Below are 20678 nucleotides of genomic sequence, written 5' to 3' on the forward strand. Positions count from 1 at the left end.
TCAGCCGAGGTCGTCCTCGTCGTACTCCCTCGTCGAACCGGCCTCGGTGAGCTCCCTCAGCTCCACCCGGCGGATCTTGCCGGACACGGTCTTCGGCAGCTCGCCGAACTCGATGCGGCGGATCCTCTTGTACGGGGACAGCACGGCCCGGGAGTGCTCGAACAGCACCCGGGCCGTCTCCTCCCCGGGCTCCCAGCCGGCGGCGAGCGTGACGTAGGCCTTTGGGACGGCGAGCCGCAGCGCGTCGGGGGCCGGGACGACGGCCGCCTCGGCGACGGCCTCGTGCTCCAGCAGGGCGCTCTCCAACTCGAAGGGACTGATCTTGTAGTCGGAGGCCTTGAAGACGTCGTCGGACCTACCCACGTACGTGAGGTCGCCGTCGGCGTCGCGCGAGGCGATGTCGCCGGTGCGGTAGAGGCCGTCCGCCATCGCTTCCGCCGTGCGCTCGGGATCGTCGCGGTAGCCCGTCATCACGCCGGCCGGGCGGGTGCGCAGGTCCACGCAGACCTCGCCCTCGTCGGGGGACTCCTTGCCGGTGACGGGGTCCAGCAGGACGATCTCGTAGCCGGGCGCCGGACGGCCCATCGATCCGGGCTTGACCGGGGCGCCCGGGAAGTTGCCGACCTGCAAGGTGGTCTCCGTCTGGCCGAAGCCGTCGCGGATGGTCACCCCCCACGCCTCGCGGACCCTCTCGATGACCTCCGGGTTGAGCGGCTCGCCGGCGGCGACGGCCTCGCGCGGCGGGTTGCGCAGCAGACCGAGGTCGGACTGGATCAGCATCCGCCAGACGGTCGGCGGGGCGCAGAAGGTGGTGACGCCGCCCCGGTCCATCTCCGCCATCAGCCGCTCGGCGTCGAAGCGCGTGTAGTTGTAGACGAACACGGTCGCGCCCGCGTTCCAGGGCGTGAAGAGGTTCGACCAGGCGTGCTTGGCCCAACCCGGCGAGGCGATGTTGAGGTGGACGTCGTCGGGGCGCAGTCCCACCCAGTACATGGTGGACAGGTGACCGATCGGGTAGGACGCGTGCGTGTGCTCGACCAGCTTGGGGCGGGCGGTGGTGCCGGAGGTGAAGTAGAGCATCAGGGGGTCGTCGGCCCGGGTCTCGCCGTCGGGCGTGAAACCACTGGGCGCCTGGTACATGTCCTCCAGGCGGCGCCAGCCGGTGGGTACCCGGAGACCTGCCGCGATGCGGGTGTAGGTGCCGGGCACCTCGTCGAACTTGCCAGTGTCCTCGGCGCGCACGATGACGTGGCGCACCTGTCCGCGTTCAACCCTGTCGCGCAGGTCGGCGGGGCCGAGCAGCGGGGTGGCGGGGATGACGACCGCGCGCAGCTTCATCGCGGCGAGCATCACTTCCCACAGCTCGCGCTGGTTGCCCAGCATGACCAGGACGCGGTCGCCGGCGGCGACGCCCTGGGCGCGCAGCCAGTTCGCGGCCGAGTCCGAACGTACGGACAGCTCCCCGAAGGAGACCCCCCGGCTCGTGCCGTCCTCCTCGACGATGCGCAGGGCGTCGGCCCCGTTCCCGGTGGCGATGTGGTCGAACCAGTCCAGGGCCCAGTTGAAGCGCTCGGGGCGGGGCCAGGTGAAGCCGGCCCGAGCGGCTTCGTAGTCCCCCCGGCGTTCGAGGAGGAAGTCGCGGGCGGCCAGGAACTGTGCGGTGGCGCTGTTCTCCGTCATGTGAGGCATCGTGCCGCGTGACGCTGTGGATCACTAGACGGCGTCAGCCGCGGATTGACCCGAAGCGGACACCGCCCCGGGCCGTCGGGGCGCCGCGCGTCCGCGCGTCGCTCTCCATCCCCACGAGGAGCCGTTCCCCTTCGGCCACGATCTCCGCTTCGACCGCCTTCGTCACCGCTGCGAACAGCTCGACGGTGAGCACCCCGGCGTCCGCGGTCCAGAGCCCGGCGAGGAACCCGTCGACGAGGAGGGTGCGGTGGGCCTGGTTCCCCGTCCAGCTGCGCCCCTTGACCTGCGGGGGGACGACGCGGGTGCGGTCGGCGTGCGAGAGCAGGAGGTTGTCGAACTCGGGGAGGAAGCGGGGCGGGGCGGGGGTGTCCGGGTCGGGGCGGGGCGCGTCGGGGACGTCGAACAGTTCGACGCCGTTCTGGTCCCGGAAGGTGAGCAGGCGCGGCCGCAGCCGCTCGAAGGCGGGGCGGAGCCGGGTCAGGCCGGCCCAGGTCTGCATGTCCTTCACAGAGGCCGGCCCGAAGGCGCCGAGGTAGCGCAGCACCATCTCGTCCGGCGACTGCGGCTCCCCGGCCGGGCGCCCGAGCCAGTGCTCGGCGGTGGTGAGCCGGACTTGGCCGCTGCGGCCCCACACGCCGCGGGGGGTGACCTGCACGAGCGGCAGCCGGCAGCGGGCTGCGACCGACAGGGCCTGCGGGTCGGCGTCCGGCCAGTGGGTGAGGAGTTCCTCCCGGATCTCCGCCATGGTGCGCGGGCCGGCCTCCACGAAGGCCCGGGCGGTCCGCGTGAGCCGGTCCAGGTCGACTCCCGTCAGCCCGGCGCGGAAGTACCCGACCTCCCGGTCGCGGGCGTCTTGGACGAGCGGCCTCAGGGTGAGGGCGTCGTGCGCGGTGTGGGTGTGGAGGGTGGAGCGCATCGTGACCATGCGGACCACTTCCCGGGACTCCATCAGGTCGGCCAGCTCGGCGGGCCGAAAACCGGCGAGGCGGGCGTGCAGCTGGAAGTAGGGCGGCCTGACGTTCTGCGCCTGGAGTCCGACGAGGTGCGTAACCGCGTCGGCCGCGGACATCCGGGCGCGCCGCAGGAGCAGCTGGCGGGCGAGCGTGGCACGGTTCAGCGCACGGGTGTCGAGTACGGGACCGCTGGTCGTGGAGGCCATAACCGCACGCTAACGCGCCTTGCGGACACCTACCGTCCGCGATGTCGGCGTCCACCGTCCCCACAGTCCCCTTTGGCCCGTATATCCTGCCCCTTGCCCCAATACACGCATTCGACGAGACCAAACGACGAGACCGTCCGACCAGACACCCGAGCCACCGGGAGCTGACTGCGATGCCGGAGCGCCCAGACCGCCGCCCGCCGCGCACGGGCCGACCACTGCCCGCCGCGCCGACGCCGTCGGACCACCGCAGCGTGGTTGACTCCGCGGTCTACCGCGACGGCCGACGTGTGGCCTCCCCCGCCACCCTCGCCGACACCTACCGACAACTGCGCGAACAGAGCGACGGTATGGCGTGGATCGGCCTGCACCGCCCGACGGAGTCCGAACTCCACTCTCTGGCCGCCGAGTTCAATCTCCACCCGCTGTCCATCGAAGACGCCCTGGAGGCCCACCAGCGCCCCAAGCTGGAACGCTACGGCGACACCCTCTTCGTCGTCCTGCGCGCCGCGCGCTATCTGGACGCGCCGGAGGAGGTGGACTTCGGCGAACTCCACATCTTCGTCGGCCCGGACTTCCTGATCACGGTCCGCCACGGGGCCGCCCCCGACCTCTCGGCGGTCCGCCGCCGCATGGAGGCGGCCCCGGAACTCCTCTCCCTGGGCCCGGAGGCCGCCTTGTACGCCATCCTCGACGCGGTGGTCGACGGCTACGCCCCGGTCGTGGAGGGCGTCCAGAACGACATGGACGAGATCGAGACCGAGGTCTTCCGCGGCGACCCCGAGGTCTCGCGCCGCATCTACGAACTCTCCCGCGAAATGGTCGAGTTCCAGCGTGCCACCCGCCCCCTGGTCGGCATGCTCCACGGCCTGATGGCCGGCTTCGCCAAGTACGGCACGGACGAGGAACTCCAGCGCTACCTTCGCGACGTCGCCGACCATGTCACCCACACCAGCGAACGCGTGGACGGCTTCCGCCAGGCCCTCACCGAAATCCTGACGGTCAACGCCACCCTGGTCTCCCAACAACAGAACGCGGAAATGCGCGCGTTGGCGGAGGCCGGCTTCGAACAGAACGAGGAGATCAAGAAGATCTCCTCCTGGGCCGCCATCCTCTTTGCACCCACACTCGTGGGAACCATCTACGGCATGAACTTCGAGACGATGCCCGAGCTCAAGTGGGCAGCCGGCTACCCCTTCGCGATCCTGCTGATGGCAGTGGTCTGCGTGAGCCTGTACGTCATCTTCAAGAAGCGCGACTGGCTGTAGACCGCACAGCAGCGCCATTGATCAACTTAGCTCCTGCGAAGGCTGAGAAGTGGCCCGCAGGACCCCCTGGGGAGAATCTGGGGAGAATCCGCAGCCCGCCCATGCCGGGCGCTCCCCCGCACCTTGGGGCCAGCCCTCCCGCACCGCCGACCACCTTCGACGGCACGCGATTGCGGAGGGTAACGACAACGGGTGGCACAGCAGATGCTGTGCCACCCGTTGTCGCGACCAGGCCTGTCCTGTCTCCCCCGACGATTACGAGCCGGCAGTCGTCCAACGACCTTGCCCGTGGGGCGTCGATGTCCGACCCCGTGTCTAGCCTGTCTCCGTGAAGCCCACCGATGACCGACAGTTCCCCGCCGCGCTCGCCACCGCGATGGCCGTTCGGTTCGACTACGCCGACGGGAAGACCGGGGTCGACTTCGAACCCTTCCCGGCCTTCCTGTCCGCTGCCGAGACCACCGACTGGTTCCAGGCATGGACCGGGAACAGCGAACTGGACGGCAACGACTTCCGCGTGTTCGGACAGGACGGCACGGGCGGGTACGCGGCGATCTGGCTCATCCGCCCGAGCCGCCCTCTGGCCGAGCAGCCCATCGTCTTCCTCGGCTCGGAGGGCGAGACCGGTGTCATAGCACGCGACCTGGGCGACTTCCTGTGGCTACTGGCCGACGGCTTCGGCCCCTGGGAAGCCGCCACATCCTACGAGCCGGACTGGAAGGCGCAGCCCAATCCGGAGCTGGCAGCCATCGCCGAAGGATTCGCACCGCACCAGCGCCGGTCGGCGGCAGCCGTGATCGAGCTGGCGACCCGGGAGTTCCCCAACTTCGACGACACCATCATGGACCTCTGCCGCTGAACCCAGCGTCGTCACCTGCACGACCAGCCGGAATCACGGGAATGACGGGACGCTCAAGTCACCGCGCCCCTCTGTCGCGTTCGAGCATCGCTGTAGCCTCTGACCATGAAGCACGGGGAAGGCGGGGACGCGCTCGTTCTGGAGGCCCGCGAGATGCTGGCCGCCGGACAGGGCACGGAGGAGGTCTTCGCCGAACTGGCCGCGCGCACCGGTGACTGGGACGCCTGCGCGTTGGCCCTATGTCTGGCCCTGGGAGTGTCCCGGCCGGACGCCGAAGCTCGAATCCACGAGGCACGGCCCCTCTTCGACGAGTTCGAGGCGGGAGAGGAAGACATCGTCGCCATGCTCCTCGCCTGTGCGCACGTGTTCGTCGTGGACCAAGTGCTGGACGGTCGCGGCGAGCGGATCCGCAACCTGTTGTGGACTGCCGCCGGCGCCCGCGGAGGCTTTCCTGGCGGCATGATCCCCTGGTTTCGAACCGGGGAGCTCACGAAGATCTTCCTGCTCTTCTCGCAGACCCGGTTCCGGGACGGGCGGGGCTCACCTCCCGAGTTCTGGGCGGCCATGGTTACGGCCAGGGAACTTCTGGCGACCGAGGACAGCCCGGACCAGGCGGAGGTAACGGCGGGGCTGGAACATTGCCGGGCGCAGGCGACCGCTGTCGGTACGGGCTCTCAGATGCTGCCGTGAGAGGAGACGAGGCCCTCAGGTACGTACTCGGGCACCGTGCCGAGCAGTGCGTCGATGGCCGCGCGTCCCTTGCCGCCGGCCTCCGGCATGAAGTGGGCGTAGTGGTCGAGGGTGATGGTCGGACTTGAGTGACCGAGCCACCGGGCGAGCGTCACGATGGACTCGCCCGCTTCGAGGAGGACCGAGGCGTAGGTGTGCCGGAGCACGTGGAAGCCGTCCTTGCGCGAAGCCTTCCACCGCGCACCCTTCTCCCGTACGGGAATGACTCCGGCCGCGGCGAGGGCCGGCTTCCAGGCCTCGTCGTTGAAGATGTTGGCGCGGATGGCGTTGCCGTACGTCGTCGTGAGGACGAGCGGGAAGCTCTGTTTCTCCCGGTCGGGCTCCGGTCCGCCCCAGGGGAGCTCGACGTCGACGGCCGGATGGTCGAGGAAGTACGCGGCCAGTTCCGTGGCGACCGACCGGGGCATGTCGACGATGCGCGTCTTGCCACCCTTGGGCAGAGCGAAGTAGAGCCGCCCGGAGAGGAGTTGCACCTGCCTGCGCACCCGGATGACACCGCGTTCGAAGTCGATGTCCCTCGGCGACAGCCCGAACACCTCTCCCTGGCGCAGCCCACACCCCAGCGCGACGACGACCGCGATCCGGTAGCGAGGATTGATCACGTCCCGCACCCGCTGCGCCGTTGCCAGCGGCCACGCGTCATGATCCTCGTCCGGCGCCTTGGGCCAACGCACCGTCTTGGCCCGCATCGGGTTGCGGACGAGGCGCTTGTCGTCGATCGCGGTCTCGAAGATGTTCGACAGCGAGGTGAGGATCTGCCGGGCGTACCGCGGAGAGCATTCGCCTTCGAGCGTGGCTATGTAGCCGCGCAGGACGGTCGCCGACACGTCGCGCAGCGCCACCGCACCGAGGTGCGGAAGGATGTGGAGTCGTACACGCTCGTCAACTCGCTTGACCGTGCCGGGCGCGCCGCGAACGCCGGCGCGCCAGTGGCGCGTGACGAAGTCCGTCAAGGTGATGGAGCCGTCGCGCGGGTCGACGAACTCGCCCCGCTCGCTGTCGGTGCCGGACCGCCGGAGCCACCCCTTGGCGTCCTCCAGCACATCGAACGACATGTCCCGGACGCCCGGGATTCCAGCGACCCGATACCGAGGCCCCTTGCCATAACGGGTCGTACGCTCACGCTTCCCTGTGACGGGATCCTTCTTCTTTTTGATCCAACGATCTTCGATATAGCCGGCCAAAGAATTCCTCGGGGTTAGGGTTGGGCGTAGGGCGGGTGGTAAGGCCGGGTAGGTCGGTCAGGCCGTGGCCAAGTACCCGGCGCGGCGCTGCGGGGCGGCATTCACCGGACTTAGGGAAGTATTGCTGCGGGAGTCCGCCTGCTCCTGCTCTCGGATCCACTCGTCAAGCATTTCGATCCGGTACATCACGCGTCCGCTCCGCCCCATCCGAAAACTCGGCGGGCCTTGGCGACGGTGCCGCCACACGTAAAGGGTGGCGGGCGACAGCCCCAGGTATTCGGCGGCTTCACGCACGTTCAGAAAACCCCTCCCCAGCGGCGACACACGGGGAGACATACGGACATTCGCCAGCAATTCACTGTCACAACCAACACTTCGCACGTATCGAAACCTTCGGGGTCTTCCGTCGACAGCCTGTGGCGACGGACATCGGGCATGACGAGTCCGCCCCCGCTTGCTGTCAGGCAGGTGGAGCGGACTACTTCTATGGTCTGGAGAATCCCCCGGTTTGGCTGACCGGGGATCGTCGGGTATAAGCCGGGGCGGCGTCACAGCGCACCCACCCCGGACCCCTATGTCGCGGGCTGGAGCAAGGCGAGTGGGGAGACACCGAGGGCGGCCGCAATGGCGACGAGGTCATCCACGTCGCAGCGCCGGCGGGTGCGTTCGATGCGGGACAGCATGGTGTTGGTCATGGGGTGGCCGAGCTCGGTGACACGGGCAGCGAGCTCTCGCTGGGCGAATCCGCGCGAGGTGCGCAGCCGCTCGATGGCGTGGGCGGTCCGTTCTCCGGCGGGACCGATTTCCGTAGCTCTTCGGGGCATGCGTCTGTTGTAGCTCGGGTTCCCGGGTTCTCGTAATCACGGAAGCCCAGACATGGGACTTTGGAGCCCGTTTCACGGAGAACGAACTGGCGATTCGCGCATAGGCGGCCATTGCGGAACTAGGACCCATCTCGGATCACAGAGGTACGCACACCATCAGTGGCTCGGCGGCGGAAACATAGATCGCCTCGCCTACCCCGGTCAATGACTTTCGGGGTGCGATCTTCCTCGCTCTCCCTACGCCGTCGACCTTTTGGTCAACCGGGGATTCGCCCTTACTGTGAAGACGTTCGCGATCAGCGATGCGCTCTGACGCTTTTCGAGTGCGGATTCGCTGGACTTCCGCGGGCTGGGTGTGGCTGTCTTGGCCAAGCACCCCTGACAAAGGAATCGGCTCCCGGCGTTGCAGCGCCGAGAGCCGATGGGAGTCCCTTGCCCAAACCGCCCACTCCTGAACGGATCTGAGGAACATCTATGCCCAACAGTACGGCCGAAGCAGCCGTCCGCACACCCGCGCCCACTGCGGCGTCGCCGTCCCAGCAGCAGGCGAAGGCGGGGCGATAGGCATGGCACGCATCCGCACCATCAAGCCTGAAGCCTTCAGCTCCGAATCACTGGCCGCCATCAGCATCACCGCGGAGCGGACGTTCTTCGGTCTGCTCACCCAGGCCGACGACCACGGCCGGTTCCGTGACCAGTCCGCCGTCATCGCGGGCCTCTTGTGGTCCCTGCGACCCGAACACGGCCCGATCGAGGTCGAGGACGACCTCACCCAGCTCGCCGGCAATGAACTCATCTGCCGGTACGAGGGCGAGGACGGCAAGCGGTACCTGCACATCGTGGCCTTCTCCAAGCACCAGAAGGTCAACCGCCCCAGCGGTGTCCGGCACCCGAACTGTCCCTACCACGACGGCGGTCGGGTACCCCTGACTTCACCGCTGGCGCAGGGAGGGCTCCGTGAGGCGTCCGTGCACCATCAGGCACCCGCCCCGGAGCTCGCACCCACATCTCACGCCGCTTCGATGGTCCCCGTATCCGCAGGTCAGGGCGGGTTCAGTGAGCCCTCCGTGCAGCATCAGCAGGAAGTGCGGGAGCCTGCGCCGAGCCCTCACGGTCCGGACCTAGGACCTAGGATCATGGATCTAGGATCTCCGTTGGGAGGCGCGAGCGCCCCCGCCACACCCCAGACCGCAACGGCCCAGCAACTGGTCGCCGAGTACGCCGCCGCGTGCGGCAAGCGCCCTCCGGAGAAAGTCTTGGGCCATGTCGGCCGGGAGATCAGCAAGTTGCTGCACGAAGGCATCGACCCGGACCACATCCGAGCCGGGGTCGACCGCATGCGCCTCAAGAGCCTCTACCCGAGCCTGCTGCCCAGCTTGGTCAACGAGGCCATGAACCCGCCGCAGGCCGCTGCTGGCGCGCGCCGAACCCCTCAGCCGTACACCAACCCCGCTGACGCCGAAGCCGCTTACGGAGGCCAGCTGTGACCACCGCGACCCGCGATCCCCAGCGTGCTGGCACCCTGGCAGCCCGTCTCCAGGCCATTCTCGCTGCCAAGGGCATCGACCCCGACACCGCACTCGCCGGGCCCACGGTGGAGCCGGTGACCGCCCTGGAACTCGCCGACCGCCGCATCCCGCCCCGCTACCGCGAGGCACTCGCCACCCAACCCGAAGTCCTGGGCTGGGTGGAGGCGGTCACCGGCGCCGGGCGGAACGGGCCGGCCGGTACCCGGGGCATCGCCTACGGCCCCTCGCTGCTGATCGCCGGACCCACCGGCATCGGCAAGACCCATCAGGCCTACGGAGCCGTCCGCTCGCTGCTGGCCGCCGGAGTACGCCTGCGCTGGCAGGCGGTCACCTCCGCCGACCTCTACGCCCAGCTCCGGCCCCGGCCCAACCACGACCCCGAGCGGGAGATCCAAGAGCTCGGCCGGTGCCCGCTGCTGATCCTGGACGACCTCGGCGCGGCCAAGCAGTCCGAGTGGACCGAGGAGCTGACGTACCGGCTGATCAACCGCCGCTACACCGAGATGCTCCCGACCCTGATCACCACCAACCTGCCCATCGCGGAACTCCGCAACGCAGTCGGGGACCGCGTCGCCTCCCGCTTGGCAGAGATGACCACCCGCGTCATCCTCACCGGCCCGGACCGCCGACGCGCCCAGCCGTCGGGCTCCTGACCACCACGGTCCCCACCCAGGTCGGTCCCCGTCATCGTGGGGACCGAACCAACTGGTCCGATCCGTTCGGGACCGTCCCCATCCAGGTCCCGTCCCCGTCCCAATCACGGTCCCCAACCCGGTCCCGTCCCGGTCGTACTCCCCGTCCCGGTCCCCAACCTGGCCCCGCTCCCCGGCTGGCAGCGACCTCCCCCAGGAGGGGACCGGCAGCAGTCGATCGGGGACCGTCCCCTGATTGCGCTGCGCGCGCCGGCCACCACGGGGACCGGTCCCCAACTCTGTTTCCGCAGGTCACCCCCGCCTGACGTCCCCCGACTCAGTGGGGACCGGCCCCTCCGTCCCCACCATCCGGGACCACCCTGCGGCGGTTCGGGGACCGCCAGGTCACCACGTCGGGGACCGTCCCCACCCACCACTACGGGGACCGAGACGGGACCGGTCCCCCACGCCCCTGCCGCTGGGGACCGAGTTCCTACCCGAAACGGGGACCGTCCCCGCCCGGTCCCCGGATAGCACCGGCAGCGTCTCGCGTCACGAGCGAGCGGTCCCCAACCGGTCGACCCCGCCCAACAGCCCCTGCACACAACCAGCCTCTACCGCTTCAAGGACACGCATGCACAACCCACCGCACGACCCTCCCAGCCACGACGAGAACATGCCCTCGCTTCCAGCCTCAGGAGGAGCAAGTTGTACCCAGAGCATTGCTCCCGTCGGGAGCAATGCTCTGGGCTCCCCCGCCCCAGGGGTGACGGGAGCGGACCGGCACCAGGGGGCGCCGGTCCTTCGAGATGCCGCCGAAGCCGGATCGCACCACGAAACGGAGGGACAGCACACCTGCCACACCCCCCGCTGCACGCACACCGCCCCAACGACATCGCACGTGCGCCAGCGTGAGCGCCTGCTCGCCGAGAAGAAGCGCGTGCACCAGCCCAGCTGCCGCATGAACGACGACGAATTCACGCTCCTCACCCACGCCGCGTCCGCCTGCCACATGAGCATCGCCGCCTTCCTCGCCCACTCCGCCCTGAAGGCCGCACGCGACCTCGAACACACCGAAGCCGAGATCGCCACCCACCGGGAGATGGTCAGAGAGCTGTTCGCGCTGCGCCGGGCCCTCGGCCAGATCGGCCACAACCTCAACCAGGTCACCACCGTCCTGAACTCCGGCGCCGACGCCCCGCACGCCAAGGCGGTCCTCGACGCCGTCCAACGGACCGCCGAGCGCGTGGACGACTTCACCCAGCGCTACGTCGAGACGGAGACCCCCGCCGGATGATCCCCCGCATCCACAAGATGGGCACCCGCACCATCGGCCTGATCCGCTACCTCTACGGCCCCGGCACCCACGAGGAACACACCGACCCGCACCTCGTGGCGGCCTGGGACAGCCTCGTCCCCGACCCTGGACGCAACCCGAAAGCCACCTACGCAGACCTGCAAAGGCTCCTCGACCAGCCCGTCGAAGCCCTGCCCAAGTCACGGCGCCCCACCGAGCACGTGTGGCACCTGTCCGTACGTGCCGCGCCCGAGGACCCGGTCCTCACCGACGAGCAGTGGGGTGACATCGCCCGCCGCATGGTCGCCGCCACCGGCATGGCCCCCGAGGGCGACACCGCCGCCTGCCGCTGGGCAGCCGTCCGCCACGCCGACGACCACATCCACATCATCGCCACCACCGTCCGCGAGGACGGCCGCCGGCCCCGCCGCCACAACGAAGCCAAGCGTTCCCAGGCCGAAGCCCGTCTCATCGAGGCCGACTACGGCCTGCGCCTCCTCACTACCGGTGACGGAACCGCAGCCCAGCGCCCCACCAGCGCCGAACGCCACAAAGCCGACCGCCACCAGCGGGTACGCACCCCGAGGGAGGAACTGCGCGAGAGCGTCCGGCACGCGGCGGCCGGCGCCCGGAGCGAGGAGGAGTTCTTCGGCCGCCTCACCCGTACCGGTCTCCTCGTAAACCGACGCGTGGCACCGTCCGGGGACCTCCTCGGCTACACCGTGGCCCTGCCCGACGACCGAAACAAGCACGGCGAGCCCGTCTTCTACTCGGGATCCAAGCTCGCCCCCGACCTCTCCCTGCCCCGCATCCGCGAACGCTGGACCCTGCCAGCAGAACCCTCCTCGGACGAGGGCGTCTCACCGGAGCAGCCCGTTCTCCCACCGGTGACCGGCCCGGCGTACGCCCGCCGCCGCGCCACCACGGCGACCTGGCAGGCACTGCTGCTCATCGATCACGGCGACGACGGCACGGCAGCAGCCCAGATCGCCGCTGCCGGCGAGGTCCTCGACGCGCTCGCCGAGACCTCCGCCGCCCACACCCGACGAGAACTCCGGGATGCGGCCTTCGCGTTCGAGCGGGCCTCGCGCTCCCACGTCCGCGCCGTACGCGGGCACGACCACACCCTGCGCCAGGCCGCGCACGACCTCGTCCACAGCGGGCCCGCCCTCGGCCGCGGGGAAGACGGCGCCACCACCGCCATGCTCATCGACACCGCGTTCTTCCTCGTCACCGCGGCGGCGAACTGGCACGCCAAGAAGCACCACGCCCAGCAAGCCGAAGCCGCCCACCAAGCCGCCGAACACCTGCGCGCCGCCTACGAGATCGCGGCCGCCCAGCCGATGTCCGTGCTTCACCAGCGAGGCCGCTCCCTGCCACTGCAGCGACGACAGGCAGCCGTCCTCCGCCAGACGCTGCCCGAGATTGCCGAACAAGTTCTGGCCGAGCCGGGCTGGCCCGCCCTGGCGGCCACCCTCGCCGATGCCCAGGCCGCAGGCCACAACCCGGCCCACCTCCTCGCAGAAGCCACGCGGCACCGGGAGCTGGACAGCGCCACCTCCGTCAGCGACGTCCTCGTCTGGCGCCTGCGCCGCCTCGCCCACCTGCCTGCCGATCCCGCGGCATCGCTCCCCCGGCACGCGCCGACCACACAACCGGCTCTGAAGGGTGCGAACAGCGCCTCCCGCCGGCGCTGACGGCAGAACGCCTCCGTCCCTACATAGCCGACGGTCCCCGGTCAGCCAAACCGGGGATTTTCCGGAGCATTGAAAACATCACCACCAACCCCGTCCCGTAAAGGAACCTCCGCATGCCCGAAACCGAACTGCGCATCGAAGTCATCGCCCTGCTGATGGACTCGGACTTCAAGCTCCGGCCCGACACCAGCACCTGGTCCCACCGTGACGGGCGCCCCTTCACCCGAGCCGAACAGGCGACCGCCCTCCAGGCCACGCACGCCGAACTCGAAGCCACAGCCGCCCTGAGTGCCCGCAACGCTGCGGCTGCCCTCGAACAGGGCACCGCCGTGGAGGCCCTCACCGAGCTCCTGTTCTCGTACTTCGCCCGGCACCCCGAAGCCCGCATGGTCATGGACGTACTCCCGCACATGACCGAGGAAGACCGCGCCGAGTACGAGCGCCTGTGCGCCATAGCCGCTCCGGACGGCGGCATCTACCTCCCCTACGAGGACTGACGGGCCCGGAACAGCAGCCTGCGGCCGGTGACCAGGTACCTCCCGGTCACCGGCCGCAGGCATTCGCGATGTGCAAGGCCGACAGGCCATACCCACTGGCAGTCGCAGGATCAGTGGTGGGTGGCCGCTGCCGCCAGCAACGGAGCCAGGAGGTCAACGGCTTCCTCCCAGCGGAAGCGGTCGGCGCCACCGCCGGACTTCGGACGGTGTGGTTCGTAGCTCCCGACCAGGACGCCCATCTCACGCAGCTCGGCGAGGCTGCGTTGGTACGCGCGGTGGGCTGCGAGGGCGGTGTTCACGTAGGGCAGGACAGCGGTGGGGACGCCCATGCCCGGCGCCTCGCAGAGGATGCCGAGGGCAAGGTTGTCCGCGAAGCCAGCCGCCCACTTGTTGACCGTGTTGAAGGTAGCCGGGGCTACGGCGATCGCATCGGCGGGTGGGAAGGACCGTGCGTCCCCGGGCGCGCGCCAGGCGGAGCGGACGGGATAACCGGTCCGCCCCTCGATCGCGGCGACATCGAGTAAGGGAAGCCCCTGTGGGGTGGCGACGATGCCGACGCCCCAGCTCCGCTCGTGCGCGGCGGCGATCAGCTTGCCGACGTCGCCCGCGATCCCGGCCGCGCAGACGACGACGTACAGGAAGGGCTTGCGCTGCGGCTCGGTCACGCGGGTACTCCCAGTCGGCGGCTGAAGTGGTGGAGCTCTGGCAGCGTACGCCGACGGTCGCGCGCTGCCATGTCGGCGACCAGGTCCCGGACGGCTGGTCGCCGTACGTCCTGAGCCGCGCAGGTCTCCGCGATCCGCAGGGCCTGGTACCCGTCGACGAGACGGCCTTGCTGTGCGTAGGCACGGGCGGCTTCCACCCACAGTGCGGCCCGGCGCTCGGGAACCGGGATGTGGCGGCGCATGAGCGGACGGGCGATGTCGATTGCGACGCCCGCGTCACCGAAGGACACGGCCGCGCTGACCTCGTGGAGGGCCACGTTGGTGGGGCTGAAGTTGGCCCAGGCGTCGGGGTGGTCCAGGGCGACGTACTTCGCCACTTCCTTGGCCTCCGCCAGGAACTCTGCGGTGGCAGCACGGTCCCCGGCCCTGCTGGCAGCCGTGACTCCGCGAAGTAGCAGCAACCCGAGCACGGAGAGGTGGTGGTGGGGCTGCCGGTCGTACGCGCCGGCGAGTTGTGAAGCCGTGTGCTTGATCAGCGTGACGGCCTGGCCGGCGTGCTGTTCGCGGACCAGGACGTGCGCGTGGAGGCGGACGCTGGCGGCGAGGACGAGCGGATCACCCGAGCGTTCGGCCTCGGCCATCGCGCGCCCGACGGCGAGCCACGCCGTGCCGGGGTCTCCCTGCTTCAGCAGGAGGCTGGCCGAAGTCTGGTAGGCCGTGGCCAGGAAGCGGGGAAGCTCCTCGGCCTGCGGGGAGTCGGCGATGCAGTGGCGGAGGTCGGTGATCAGGCCGGGAAGGGTCCGCTCCAGCTCCGCGTAGTCGCACGTGCTCCAGAGGCGCCGGATGGCCGTGGCCCGGTTTCGCAGTTGCCCGGACTCCGGCGCTTCCGTCGTCGGAGTCGTCGGCATCCCGGGCAGGAGTGCCTGGACGAGCGCGGGGTGCGCAGCCGTCGGCGCGACCGAGGCTGTGAGCGCGGTGACGCTGGCGGCAAGGAAAGTACGGCGGCGCAGCATTTCTTCTGTCTCCGGATCGTGGGGATCGGCTTCCGGGGCGGCCTCCGCCAGACCGAGTCGGGCCGGGGGAATGCGCAGGATGCGGGCGACGTCGCGCAGAACCCGGATGTCGTCCGTTCCGCGTCCGCCCTCCAGTCGGCTGATCTTCGACTGGTGGTATCCCAGCTCGCGGGCCACGTCCGCTTGTGAGCGGCCCTGTAAGACCCGAGCCCGGCGGATCAGTTCACCGATCCGGTGCGCCTCGCCCTGCGTGTCGACCATCACCGCCACGGCCCCTTCTGCCGAGACCGATCCTGCCTGCTCAACCGAGCCTAGCTGCGAGGAACTTGTTCGCCATGCACAACCTGCATGAACGATGCAGGGGCTGCGCGGCACATCGCGCAGCCGCCTCCTGACCCGCTTGCCTGGTGGAACCGCACCCCTCCAGGAGGCTGCTCATGGAAGTGCACGAGGTCACTCTGACCGTCACGAGTACGCCCGAGGGCGCCGCTCGTGCCCGGCACCAGGTGATGAACGAGATCAGGGGCTGGCGCTCGGTCATCGGCACCGACGGCATGTGCGTGGCAGAGGTCGTGGCCGGCGAACTACTGGCGAACGCCGTTCAGCACACGGGAAAGGAAGCTGCTTCCGTAACCGCTCGCCTGCGCGGCAGCCGACTGCGCTTCGAGGTCCGCGACCGAAGTTCCGTCCTCCCCCACGCACGCCCACCCCGTACGGACGCCGAGGACGGCCGCGGGCTGCTGATCATCGACGCCCTCGCCGACCGGCACGGCGTCGACCACAGCGCCGGCGGCAAGTCCTGCTGGGCCGAGCTCGATCTGTCCGTACCCACCTCGGTCACGCCGTCCATCACGCAACCTCCCCTGCAAAGGAGTTGAACGCATGGCACCCGATCGAGCTCTTGCGACGAGCGCGGAGGTCATCGCCGTACGTCCGGGGAGTCCCCTCTCCGGTTCGGTCAGCGTCGACGGCTCCAAGAACGCCGCCCTGCCGCTGCTGGCCGCTGCAGCCGCCGTGCGCCGGACCGTCCAGCTGGAGAACGTCCCCGCCAGCGCCGACGTCCACTGGATGCTCACCTTGATCCAAGGAGCGGGCTGGCACGTCGCCCGGGCCGTGGGACGGCCCGACAGCGTGGTGATCATGCCCTCTGACGTCGTACCCGCGGAACTCGACCTGGCCCCGGCCGCACGGATCCGCGCGTCGTACTACCTCGTGCCCGCACTCCTCGCCCTACAGGGGAACGCCCGCCTGCCCTGGCCCGGGGGATGCCGGATCGGGGAGCGAGGCATGGACCTGCACTTCAAGGTGTACGAGGCGTTCGGTGACCGTGTCGCCGTCCATGACGAGAGCTACGACGTCGCGGCCGGTCGACCAGCCACCGCAACGGTCTCCCACACGTTGCCGTTCCGGTCACGCGGTGCGACGGTCGTCGCCGTCCTGCGTGCGGTCGTCGCGGGACGTGCGCTGCGCCTCGGTCGGCCGAACCTGTCGCCGGAAGTCCTCACCGTGCTGGACGCCCTGCGCTCGGCGGGATGGGAGGCCCGAGCCGGCGAACAGGTCCTGGACCTGAGCCCGGCAGCGGCATCACCGGCCGAGATGCCAGCTTGGCGCGTTCCGGGCGACAAGATCGAGGCAGGCACCCTGGCCTGCGCCGTCGCCGCCACCGGTGGGACCGTGCGCATCGAGGGCGTCCAAGGTCGGGATGTCGTGCCCTTGCAGGCAGCCCTACAGCGGCTGGGCATCCCCACCGCGGTACGGGAGGACGTCCTCCTGGTCGACGGGAGCGCAGCCCAGCCGACGGGCCGTCCCCTTCGCGCCATCGCAACCCTCGCCACCGGCGGCCTGGACGCCGACTTCGAACCTCCTCTGATGGCACTGGCGCTCGGCCAGCCCGGCACACACCTCTTCGCCGACTCCATCAACCCCGGCCGCCACGGGAACCTGCTGCCCCAGCTGGCCCGGCTCGGAGCGAACATCGAGGAGATCTCCCCCACCGAATGCCGGCTGACCGGACCGCAGCGCCTCACGGGAGCCGGGGTCGAGGCCACCGACATTCGCACCGGCTCCGCGCTCATGGTCGCCGCGCTGACCGCCCGCGGAATCACCACCCTCGGCGGAGTCGACCAGCTCCGCCGCGGCCACGCCGACCTGCCCGGCAAGCTCCTCCACCTCGGCGCCGACATCTGCGAGGTAGCGCCATGACCACGGCCCGTTCCCTACGACAGATCATGGCCACCACCGACGTCCACTCCGCCCTCGGCGCCGACGGCCCGCTGCTCGGACACCTCCACCAGGCACGAACGGACAGCCTGCTGGTGGACTGCGGTGACTTCTTCGAGGGCACCGGGTACTACCGCCTCGGCCGGGGCGCGCTCGAACGGGACATCCTGCTCGCCCTGTACGACGTCCTCGCTCCCGGGAACCACGGCTGGCCGCACTACTTCGAGCCGGGCCTCCACCAGCGGACCGTATGCGCCAACGCCTTCGAGGACTCCAGCGGCAACGCGCTCTTCCGCCGTCTGCGCATCGTGGACATCGCAGGCCGACGGACGGCCGTCACGGCCGTGATCGGCCAGCAGGCGTTCAAGTCGATCCCGGCCGGGCAGCGGTCCGGCCACCGCGTCGCTGACCCCGTCCAGACTCTGCGCGAACTGATGCTCGCGCACCACCACGAGGTCGACTCCTGGGTCCTCCTCAGCCACTCCGGCTTCGAGCAGGACCTCCAGCTCGCCGAGGCGTGCCCCTTCCTCGACGTGGTCTTCGCCGGCCACTGCCACAGCGAACACACCGGACCCGAACGGGTCGGCAGCACCCTCGTGCTCAAGGGCCAGGAACTCGCCGTCGGCTACGCAGTCGCCGAGCGCTCCCCCGAAGGCTGGGTCGGACGGACCGCCCGCTTCCCTGACACCTGGGAGTCCGTTCTGCCGCCCGGGCTCGAATCCGTCCGTGAACAGATCGCCTCTATCGACGCGCAGCTGGCCGAGCCGCTGGGTCGTCTCGTCGCGGCCCATCGGAACAGGCCGCTCGACCGTCGCGCCCTGCTCCGCGAGCTGGCCGACCGGTTGTGCAGCGGGCTGGGCAGCGAGGCGGTCGTCCTCAACGAGACCGCCGTGCGCACGACGCTACTCGGCGAAGTCCTCACCACCGGGGATCTACTCACCATCGAGCCGTTCGACAACGAGCTGGTCGAGGCCCAGGTCGCGCCGGCCTTCCGGAATGACCCAGCTGCCCTGCTCACTCACCTCACCGAGCGGGCAGGACCCCTGATCACCTCCCCCGATCCGCTGCCCGGCGGGCTGACGAGCGTGCTGACCACCGACTACCTCGCCGACACCTGTCTCGGCAGCCGATCCCACCCCTCCGGCCTTGGCCTCGGCTCGGCGATCAGGAGCATCCTGACCAAGGGAGACGACCAGTGATCCTCACCGGACCCGAGATCACCTCCGCCTCGAAGGACGGACGGCTGCGCATCTCCCCCTTCACGCCGACCCAGGTCAACCCGAACAGCTACAACGTCCGCCTGGGCGAGACGCTGCTCACCTACACCGACCAGGTACTCGACGCCCACCGCCCGAACCCCACCCGCCGCACAGAGATCGGCGATGCCGGCCACGTCCTCCGGCCAGGCGAGCTGTACCTCGGCCACACCCTGGAGGAGGTGGGATCCGACCTCTTCGTCCCCCTGCTCTTCGGTCGCTCCTCCGTCGGCCGACTGGGGCTCTTCGTCGAGATCACCGCGCCCATCGGTGACATCGGCTTCCACGGCCAGTGGACGCTGATGCTCACCCCGACCCGCCCCGTGCGCGTCTACGCCGGGATGAAGATCGGGCAGATCATGTTCTTCGTCTCCGAGGGCGCAATCGACCTGTACGAGGGCAAGTACCAGGCGGCCTCCGGGCCCCAGCCCTCCTCGTACTGGCGCGACCTCGACGCCACGGCGGTGACCTCGTGATCCTCACCGGACCGGCCATCGCCGCCGCCCGCGAGGCGGGCCGCATCATCATCGACCCGTACGACCCGGACCGCCTGTCCCCCAACGCGTACGACTGGCGCCTGGGCAGCACTCTCCGCGTCTGCGAGGGCGACCTCGACGCCGCCAGTCCCACCGCCTTCTCCGAACTCACCCTCCCCGACGACGGGTACGTCCTGGAGACCGACCACCTCTACCTCGGCCACACCCTGGAGCGGACGGGCTCCGAGTCCTACGCCCAGCTCCTCAACGGCGACCGGACCACCGGCTCCCTCGGCATCTGGGTCCACGTCTCCGCCCCGCTCGGACACCAGGGCCACGCGATCCGCTGGACCCTGGAGATCCGAGCCACCCGCCCCGTGCGCGTCCGGCCCGGCATGACCTTCGGCAAGCTCGCCTTCCTCCGCACCCACGGCTCCCCGGCCAGCTACCAGCAGCACGGCCTCAAGTACCGCGCCAGCGAGGGCATCGAGACATCCCGCCTCTACGAGGAGAACCCCGGAGGCCGCCGGTGAACCGCGTCGTCGCCACCGCCCTCGACCTGCCGTTCCCCAGCCCCGGCGGAAGCGTCGAACTCTTCCTCGACCTCTACGCCGGCACCCAACCCGCGATCCCCGCCCGCGCCTTCATGCTCGCCTCCAACGGCGCCCGGCCCCACCCCCCAGCCGGCATCGACCTACTGCACGCATCCGGCAAGTGCCTCGACGGCCACGCCTTCAGCCGGTACGTCACCAACCTGCGCCACGCCATGACGGCCGCCATCGACCCGCACCAGATCAGCGTGCTGCACCTGCACCACCTGGCCTTCGGCGCCACTCCCGCCCTCCTGCGGGCCCTACCCGCCCACCCCCGGATCGCTTTCGTCCACGGCACCGACCTCCTGCACGCCGAGAACCACACCACGCAGCTGCGCGTTCTCCGCGAGACAGCCTCCGCTGCCGACGCGATCGTCGTCCCCACCGGCGCCATGGCCGACCGCCTGCTCAAACTCGCCCCCAAGACCGACAGGCACAAGATCGAGAAGATCCCCTGGGGCATCCCCGACCGCCTCCTCACCGGCCCACCGCCCCGGCCCGCCCGACGTCCCACGAGCCACCTGCGGATCCTCTTCGCAGGCCGCCTCAGCTCCGAGAAGGGCCTCGAACCCCTCCTCCAAGCCGTCGCGGCCACCCGCTCGGTCGAGCTGAGCATCGCGGCCCCGCGCGCCCAGTTCCTCGACCTCGCCCCGGTCCTCCGCCAGCTCGGCGTCCACGTCCGCTACCTCGGCTGGTTCCGCCGCGACCAACTGTGGAAGGCCTTCGCCGACCACGACGTCCTGGCCGTGCCCTCCACCACCTTGGAGGCCATGGGCCTCGTCGCCCTCGAAGCCCAGGCCTGCGGACTCCCCGTCCTCTACCAACCCGTCCCCGGCCTGAGCGAAGCCCTCTCCGGCACCGGCCTGGCCACCGACTTCACCAACCCCACCACCGCAGCCCACGACCTCCACCGTCTGCGCACCACCCCCGGCCTCCTGGAGATGCTCCGGGCATCCGGCCGCACCAATGCCGCCCGTTTCCCCCTCAGCACCACCGCCACGGCCATCGCCGACCTCGGCCGGCGACTCGCCTGACACCACCCGTGGCGCAGCCGGCACCGCCCCGGCCGC

21 protein-coding genes are annotated in these 20678 nt (G+C 70.0%); 14 read left to right on the forward strand and 7 right to left on the reverse strand.

All coding sequences use genetic code 11. From position 1 onward, the window contains the following. Positions 1–1680, reverse strand: a complete 1680-nt coding sequence (locus tag ACV7NM_RS07130; RefSeq protein WP_463409477.1) for an AMP-binding protein — start codon at positions 1678–1680, stop codon at positions 1–3. A 43-nt stretch (positions 1681–1723) separates the two neighbouring features. Next, entirely contained in the window at positions 1724–2848 is a 1125-nt protein-coding gene (locus ACV7NM_RS07135; RefSeq protein WP_463409478.1) for a winged helix DNA-binding domain-containing protein, read from the reverse strand. Between the two features lie 173 nt (positions 2849–3021). Between ACV7NM_RS07135 and ACV7NM_RS07140 the strand changes: the two genes are divergently transcribed. The 3 genes from ACV7NM_RS07140 to ACV7NM_RS07150 all read left to right on the forward strand — a co-directional run bounded on the left by ACV7NM_RS07140 (position 3022) and on the right by ACV7NM_RS07150 (position 5665). Next, positions 3022–4116 carry a magnesium and cobalt transport protein CorA gene (locus ACV7NM_RS07140; RefSeq protein WP_463409479.1) on the forward strand — a complete coding sequence of 365 codons (1095 nt, stop codon included), beginning with the start codon at positions 3022–3024 and terminating at the stop codon, positions 4114–4116. Positions 4117–4444: 328 nt separating this feature from the next. Beyond that, complete coding sequence (locus ACV7NM_RS07145; protein ID WP_463409480.1) at positions 4445–4975, forward strand: SMI1/KNR4 family protein; 531 nt, start codon at positions 4445–4447, stop codon at positions 4973–4975. 105 nt (positions 4976–5080) lie between these two features. Further along, positions 5081–5665, forward strand: a complete 585-nt coding sequence (locus ACV7NM_RS07150) for a hypothetical protein (protein ID WP_463409481.1) — start codon at positions 5081–5083, stop codon at positions 5663–5665. Here ACV7NM_RS07150 and ACV7NM_RS07155 read toward each other — a convergent pair. The 3 genes from ACV7NM_RS07155 to ACV7NM_RS07165 form a co-directional block, all read right to left on the reverse strand. Further along, positions 5650–6909, reverse strand: coding sequence for a tyrosine-type recombinase/integrase (locus ACV7NM_RS07155; RefSeq protein WP_463409482.1), 1260 nt, complete (start codon positions 6907–6909; stop codon positions 5650–5652). The genes ACV7NM_RS07150 and ACV7NM_RS07155 overlap by 16 nt on opposite strands. 57 nt (positions 6910–6966) lie before the next feature. Next, positions 6967–7245, reverse strand: coding sequence for a helix-turn-helix transcriptional regulator (locus ACV7NM_RS07160; protein ID WP_463413862.1), 279 nt, complete (start codon positions 7243–7245; stop codon positions 6967–6969). Positions 7246–7481: 236 nt separating this feature from the next. Beyond that, positions 7482–7733, reverse strand: coding sequence for a helix-turn-helix domain-containing protein (locus tag ACV7NM_RS07165; protein ID WP_052874264.1), 252 nt, complete (start codon positions 7731–7733; stop codon positions 7482–7484). A gap of 566 nt (positions 7734–8299) precedes the next feature. On the opposite strand from ACV7NM_RS07165, the gene ACV7NM_RS07170 reads away from it, so the two are divergent. The 5 genes from ACV7NM_RS07170 to ACV7NM_RS07190 all read left to right on the forward strand — a co-directional run bounded on the left by ACV7NM_RS07170 (position 8300) and on the right by ACV7NM_RS07190 (position 13385). Then, positions 8300–9220, forward strand: a complete 921-nt coding sequence (locus ACV7NM_RS07170) for a hypothetical protein (RefSeq protein ID WP_463409483.1) — start codon at positions 8300–8302, stop codon at positions 9218–9220. Further along, on the forward strand, positions 9217–9915 hold the full coding sequence (locus ACV7NM_RS07175; RefSeq protein WP_463409484.1) for an ATP-binding protein: 699 nt from the start codon (positions 9217–9219) through the stop codon (positions 9913–9915). Before ACV7NM_RS07170 ends, ACV7NM_RS07175 begins: the two co-directional genes overlap by 4 nt. A gap of 880 nt (positions 9916–10795) precedes the next feature. Continuing rightward, on the forward strand, positions 10796–11191 hold the full coding sequence (locus tag ACV7NM_RS07180; RefSeq protein ID WP_463409485.1) for a plasmid mobilization protein: 396 nt from the start codon (positions 10796–10798) through the stop codon (positions 11189–11191). After that, on the forward strand, positions 11188–12888 hold the full coding sequence (locus tag ACV7NM_RS07185; protein ID WP_463409486.1) for a relaxase/mobilization nuclease domain-containing protein: 1701 nt from the start codon (positions 11188–11190) through the stop codon (positions 12886–12888). The genes ACV7NM_RS07180 and ACV7NM_RS07185 overlap by 4 nt, the downstream gene beginning before the upstream one ends. A 113-nt stretch (positions 12889–13001) precedes the next feature. Then, entirely contained in the window at positions 13002–13385 is a 384-nt protein-coding gene (locus ACV7NM_RS07190; RefSeq protein ID WP_365619333.1) for a hypothetical protein, read from the forward strand. A 110-nt stretch (positions 13386–13495) separates the two neighbouring features. Here the strand turns inward: ACV7NM_RS07190 and ACV7NM_RS07195 are convergent, their stop codons facing one another. Together ACV7NM_RS07195 and ACV7NM_RS07200 are read right to left on the reverse strand one after the other, a co-directional pair. After that, positions 13496–14050: a flavoprotein gene (locus ACV7NM_RS07195; RefSeq protein WP_463409487.1), complete on the reverse strand. Its 555-nt coding sequence runs from the start codon at positions 14048–14050 to the stop codon at positions 13496–13498. Next, positions 14047–15324 (reverse strand): helix-turn-helix domain-containing protein, encoded by a 1278-nt coding sequence (locus ACV7NM_RS07200; RefSeq protein ID WP_463409488.1) that lies wholly within the window; start codon positions 15322–15324, stop codon positions 14047–14049. The genes ACV7NM_RS07195 and ACV7NM_RS07200 overlap by 4 nt, the downstream gene beginning before the upstream one ends. Positions 15325–15500: 176 nt before the next feature. On the opposite strand from ACV7NM_RS07200, the gene ACV7NM_RS07205 reads away from it, so the two are divergent. From ACV7NM_RS07205 to ACV7NM_RS07230, 6 genes are read left to right on the forward strand one after another with little or no spacing between them, the layout of a single operon-like run. After that, positions 15501–15941: an ATP-binding protein gene (locus ACV7NM_RS07205; protein WP_463409489.1), complete on the forward strand. Its 441-nt coding sequence runs from the start codon at positions 15501–15503 to the stop codon at positions 15939–15941. Between the two features lie 4 nt (positions 15942–15945). Continuing rightward, entirely contained in the window at positions 15946–17265 is a 1320-nt protein-coding gene (locus ACV7NM_RS07210; protein WP_463409490.1) for a UDP-N-acetylglucosamine 1-carboxyvinyltransferase, read from the forward strand. Further along, positions 17262–18482: a metallophosphoesterase gene (locus tag ACV7NM_RS07215; protein WP_463409491.1), complete on the forward strand. Its 1221-nt coding sequence runs from the start codon at positions 17262–17264 to the stop codon at positions 18480–18482. The genes ACV7NM_RS07210 and ACV7NM_RS07215 overlap by 4 nt, the downstream gene beginning before the upstream one ends. Beyond that, positions 18479–19015, forward strand: coding sequence for a dCTP deaminase (gene dcd / locus ACV7NM_RS07220; protein WP_463409492.1), 537 nt, complete (start codon positions 18479–18481; stop codon positions 19013–19015). Before ACV7NM_RS07215 ends, dcd begins: the two co-directional genes overlap by 4 nt. Then, complete coding sequence (locus tag ACV7NM_RS07225; protein ID WP_463409493.1) at positions 19012–19548, forward strand: dCTP deaminase; 537 nt, start codon at positions 19012–19014, stop codon at positions 19546–19548. Before dcd ends, ACV7NM_RS07225 begins: the two co-directional genes overlap by 4 nt. Beyond that, positions 19545–20642: a glycosyltransferase family 4 protein gene (locus tag ACV7NM_RS07230; RefSeq protein ID WP_463409494.1), complete on the forward strand. Its 1098-nt coding sequence runs from the start codon at positions 19545–19547 to the stop codon at positions 20640–20642. The genes ACV7NM_RS07225 and ACV7NM_RS07230 overlap by 4 nt, the downstream gene beginning before the upstream one ends. The last annotated feature ends 36 nt before the right edge of the window (positions 20643–20678 follow it).

The sequence above is a fragment of the Streptomyces sp. Tek67B01 genome, from assembly GCF_055231995.1.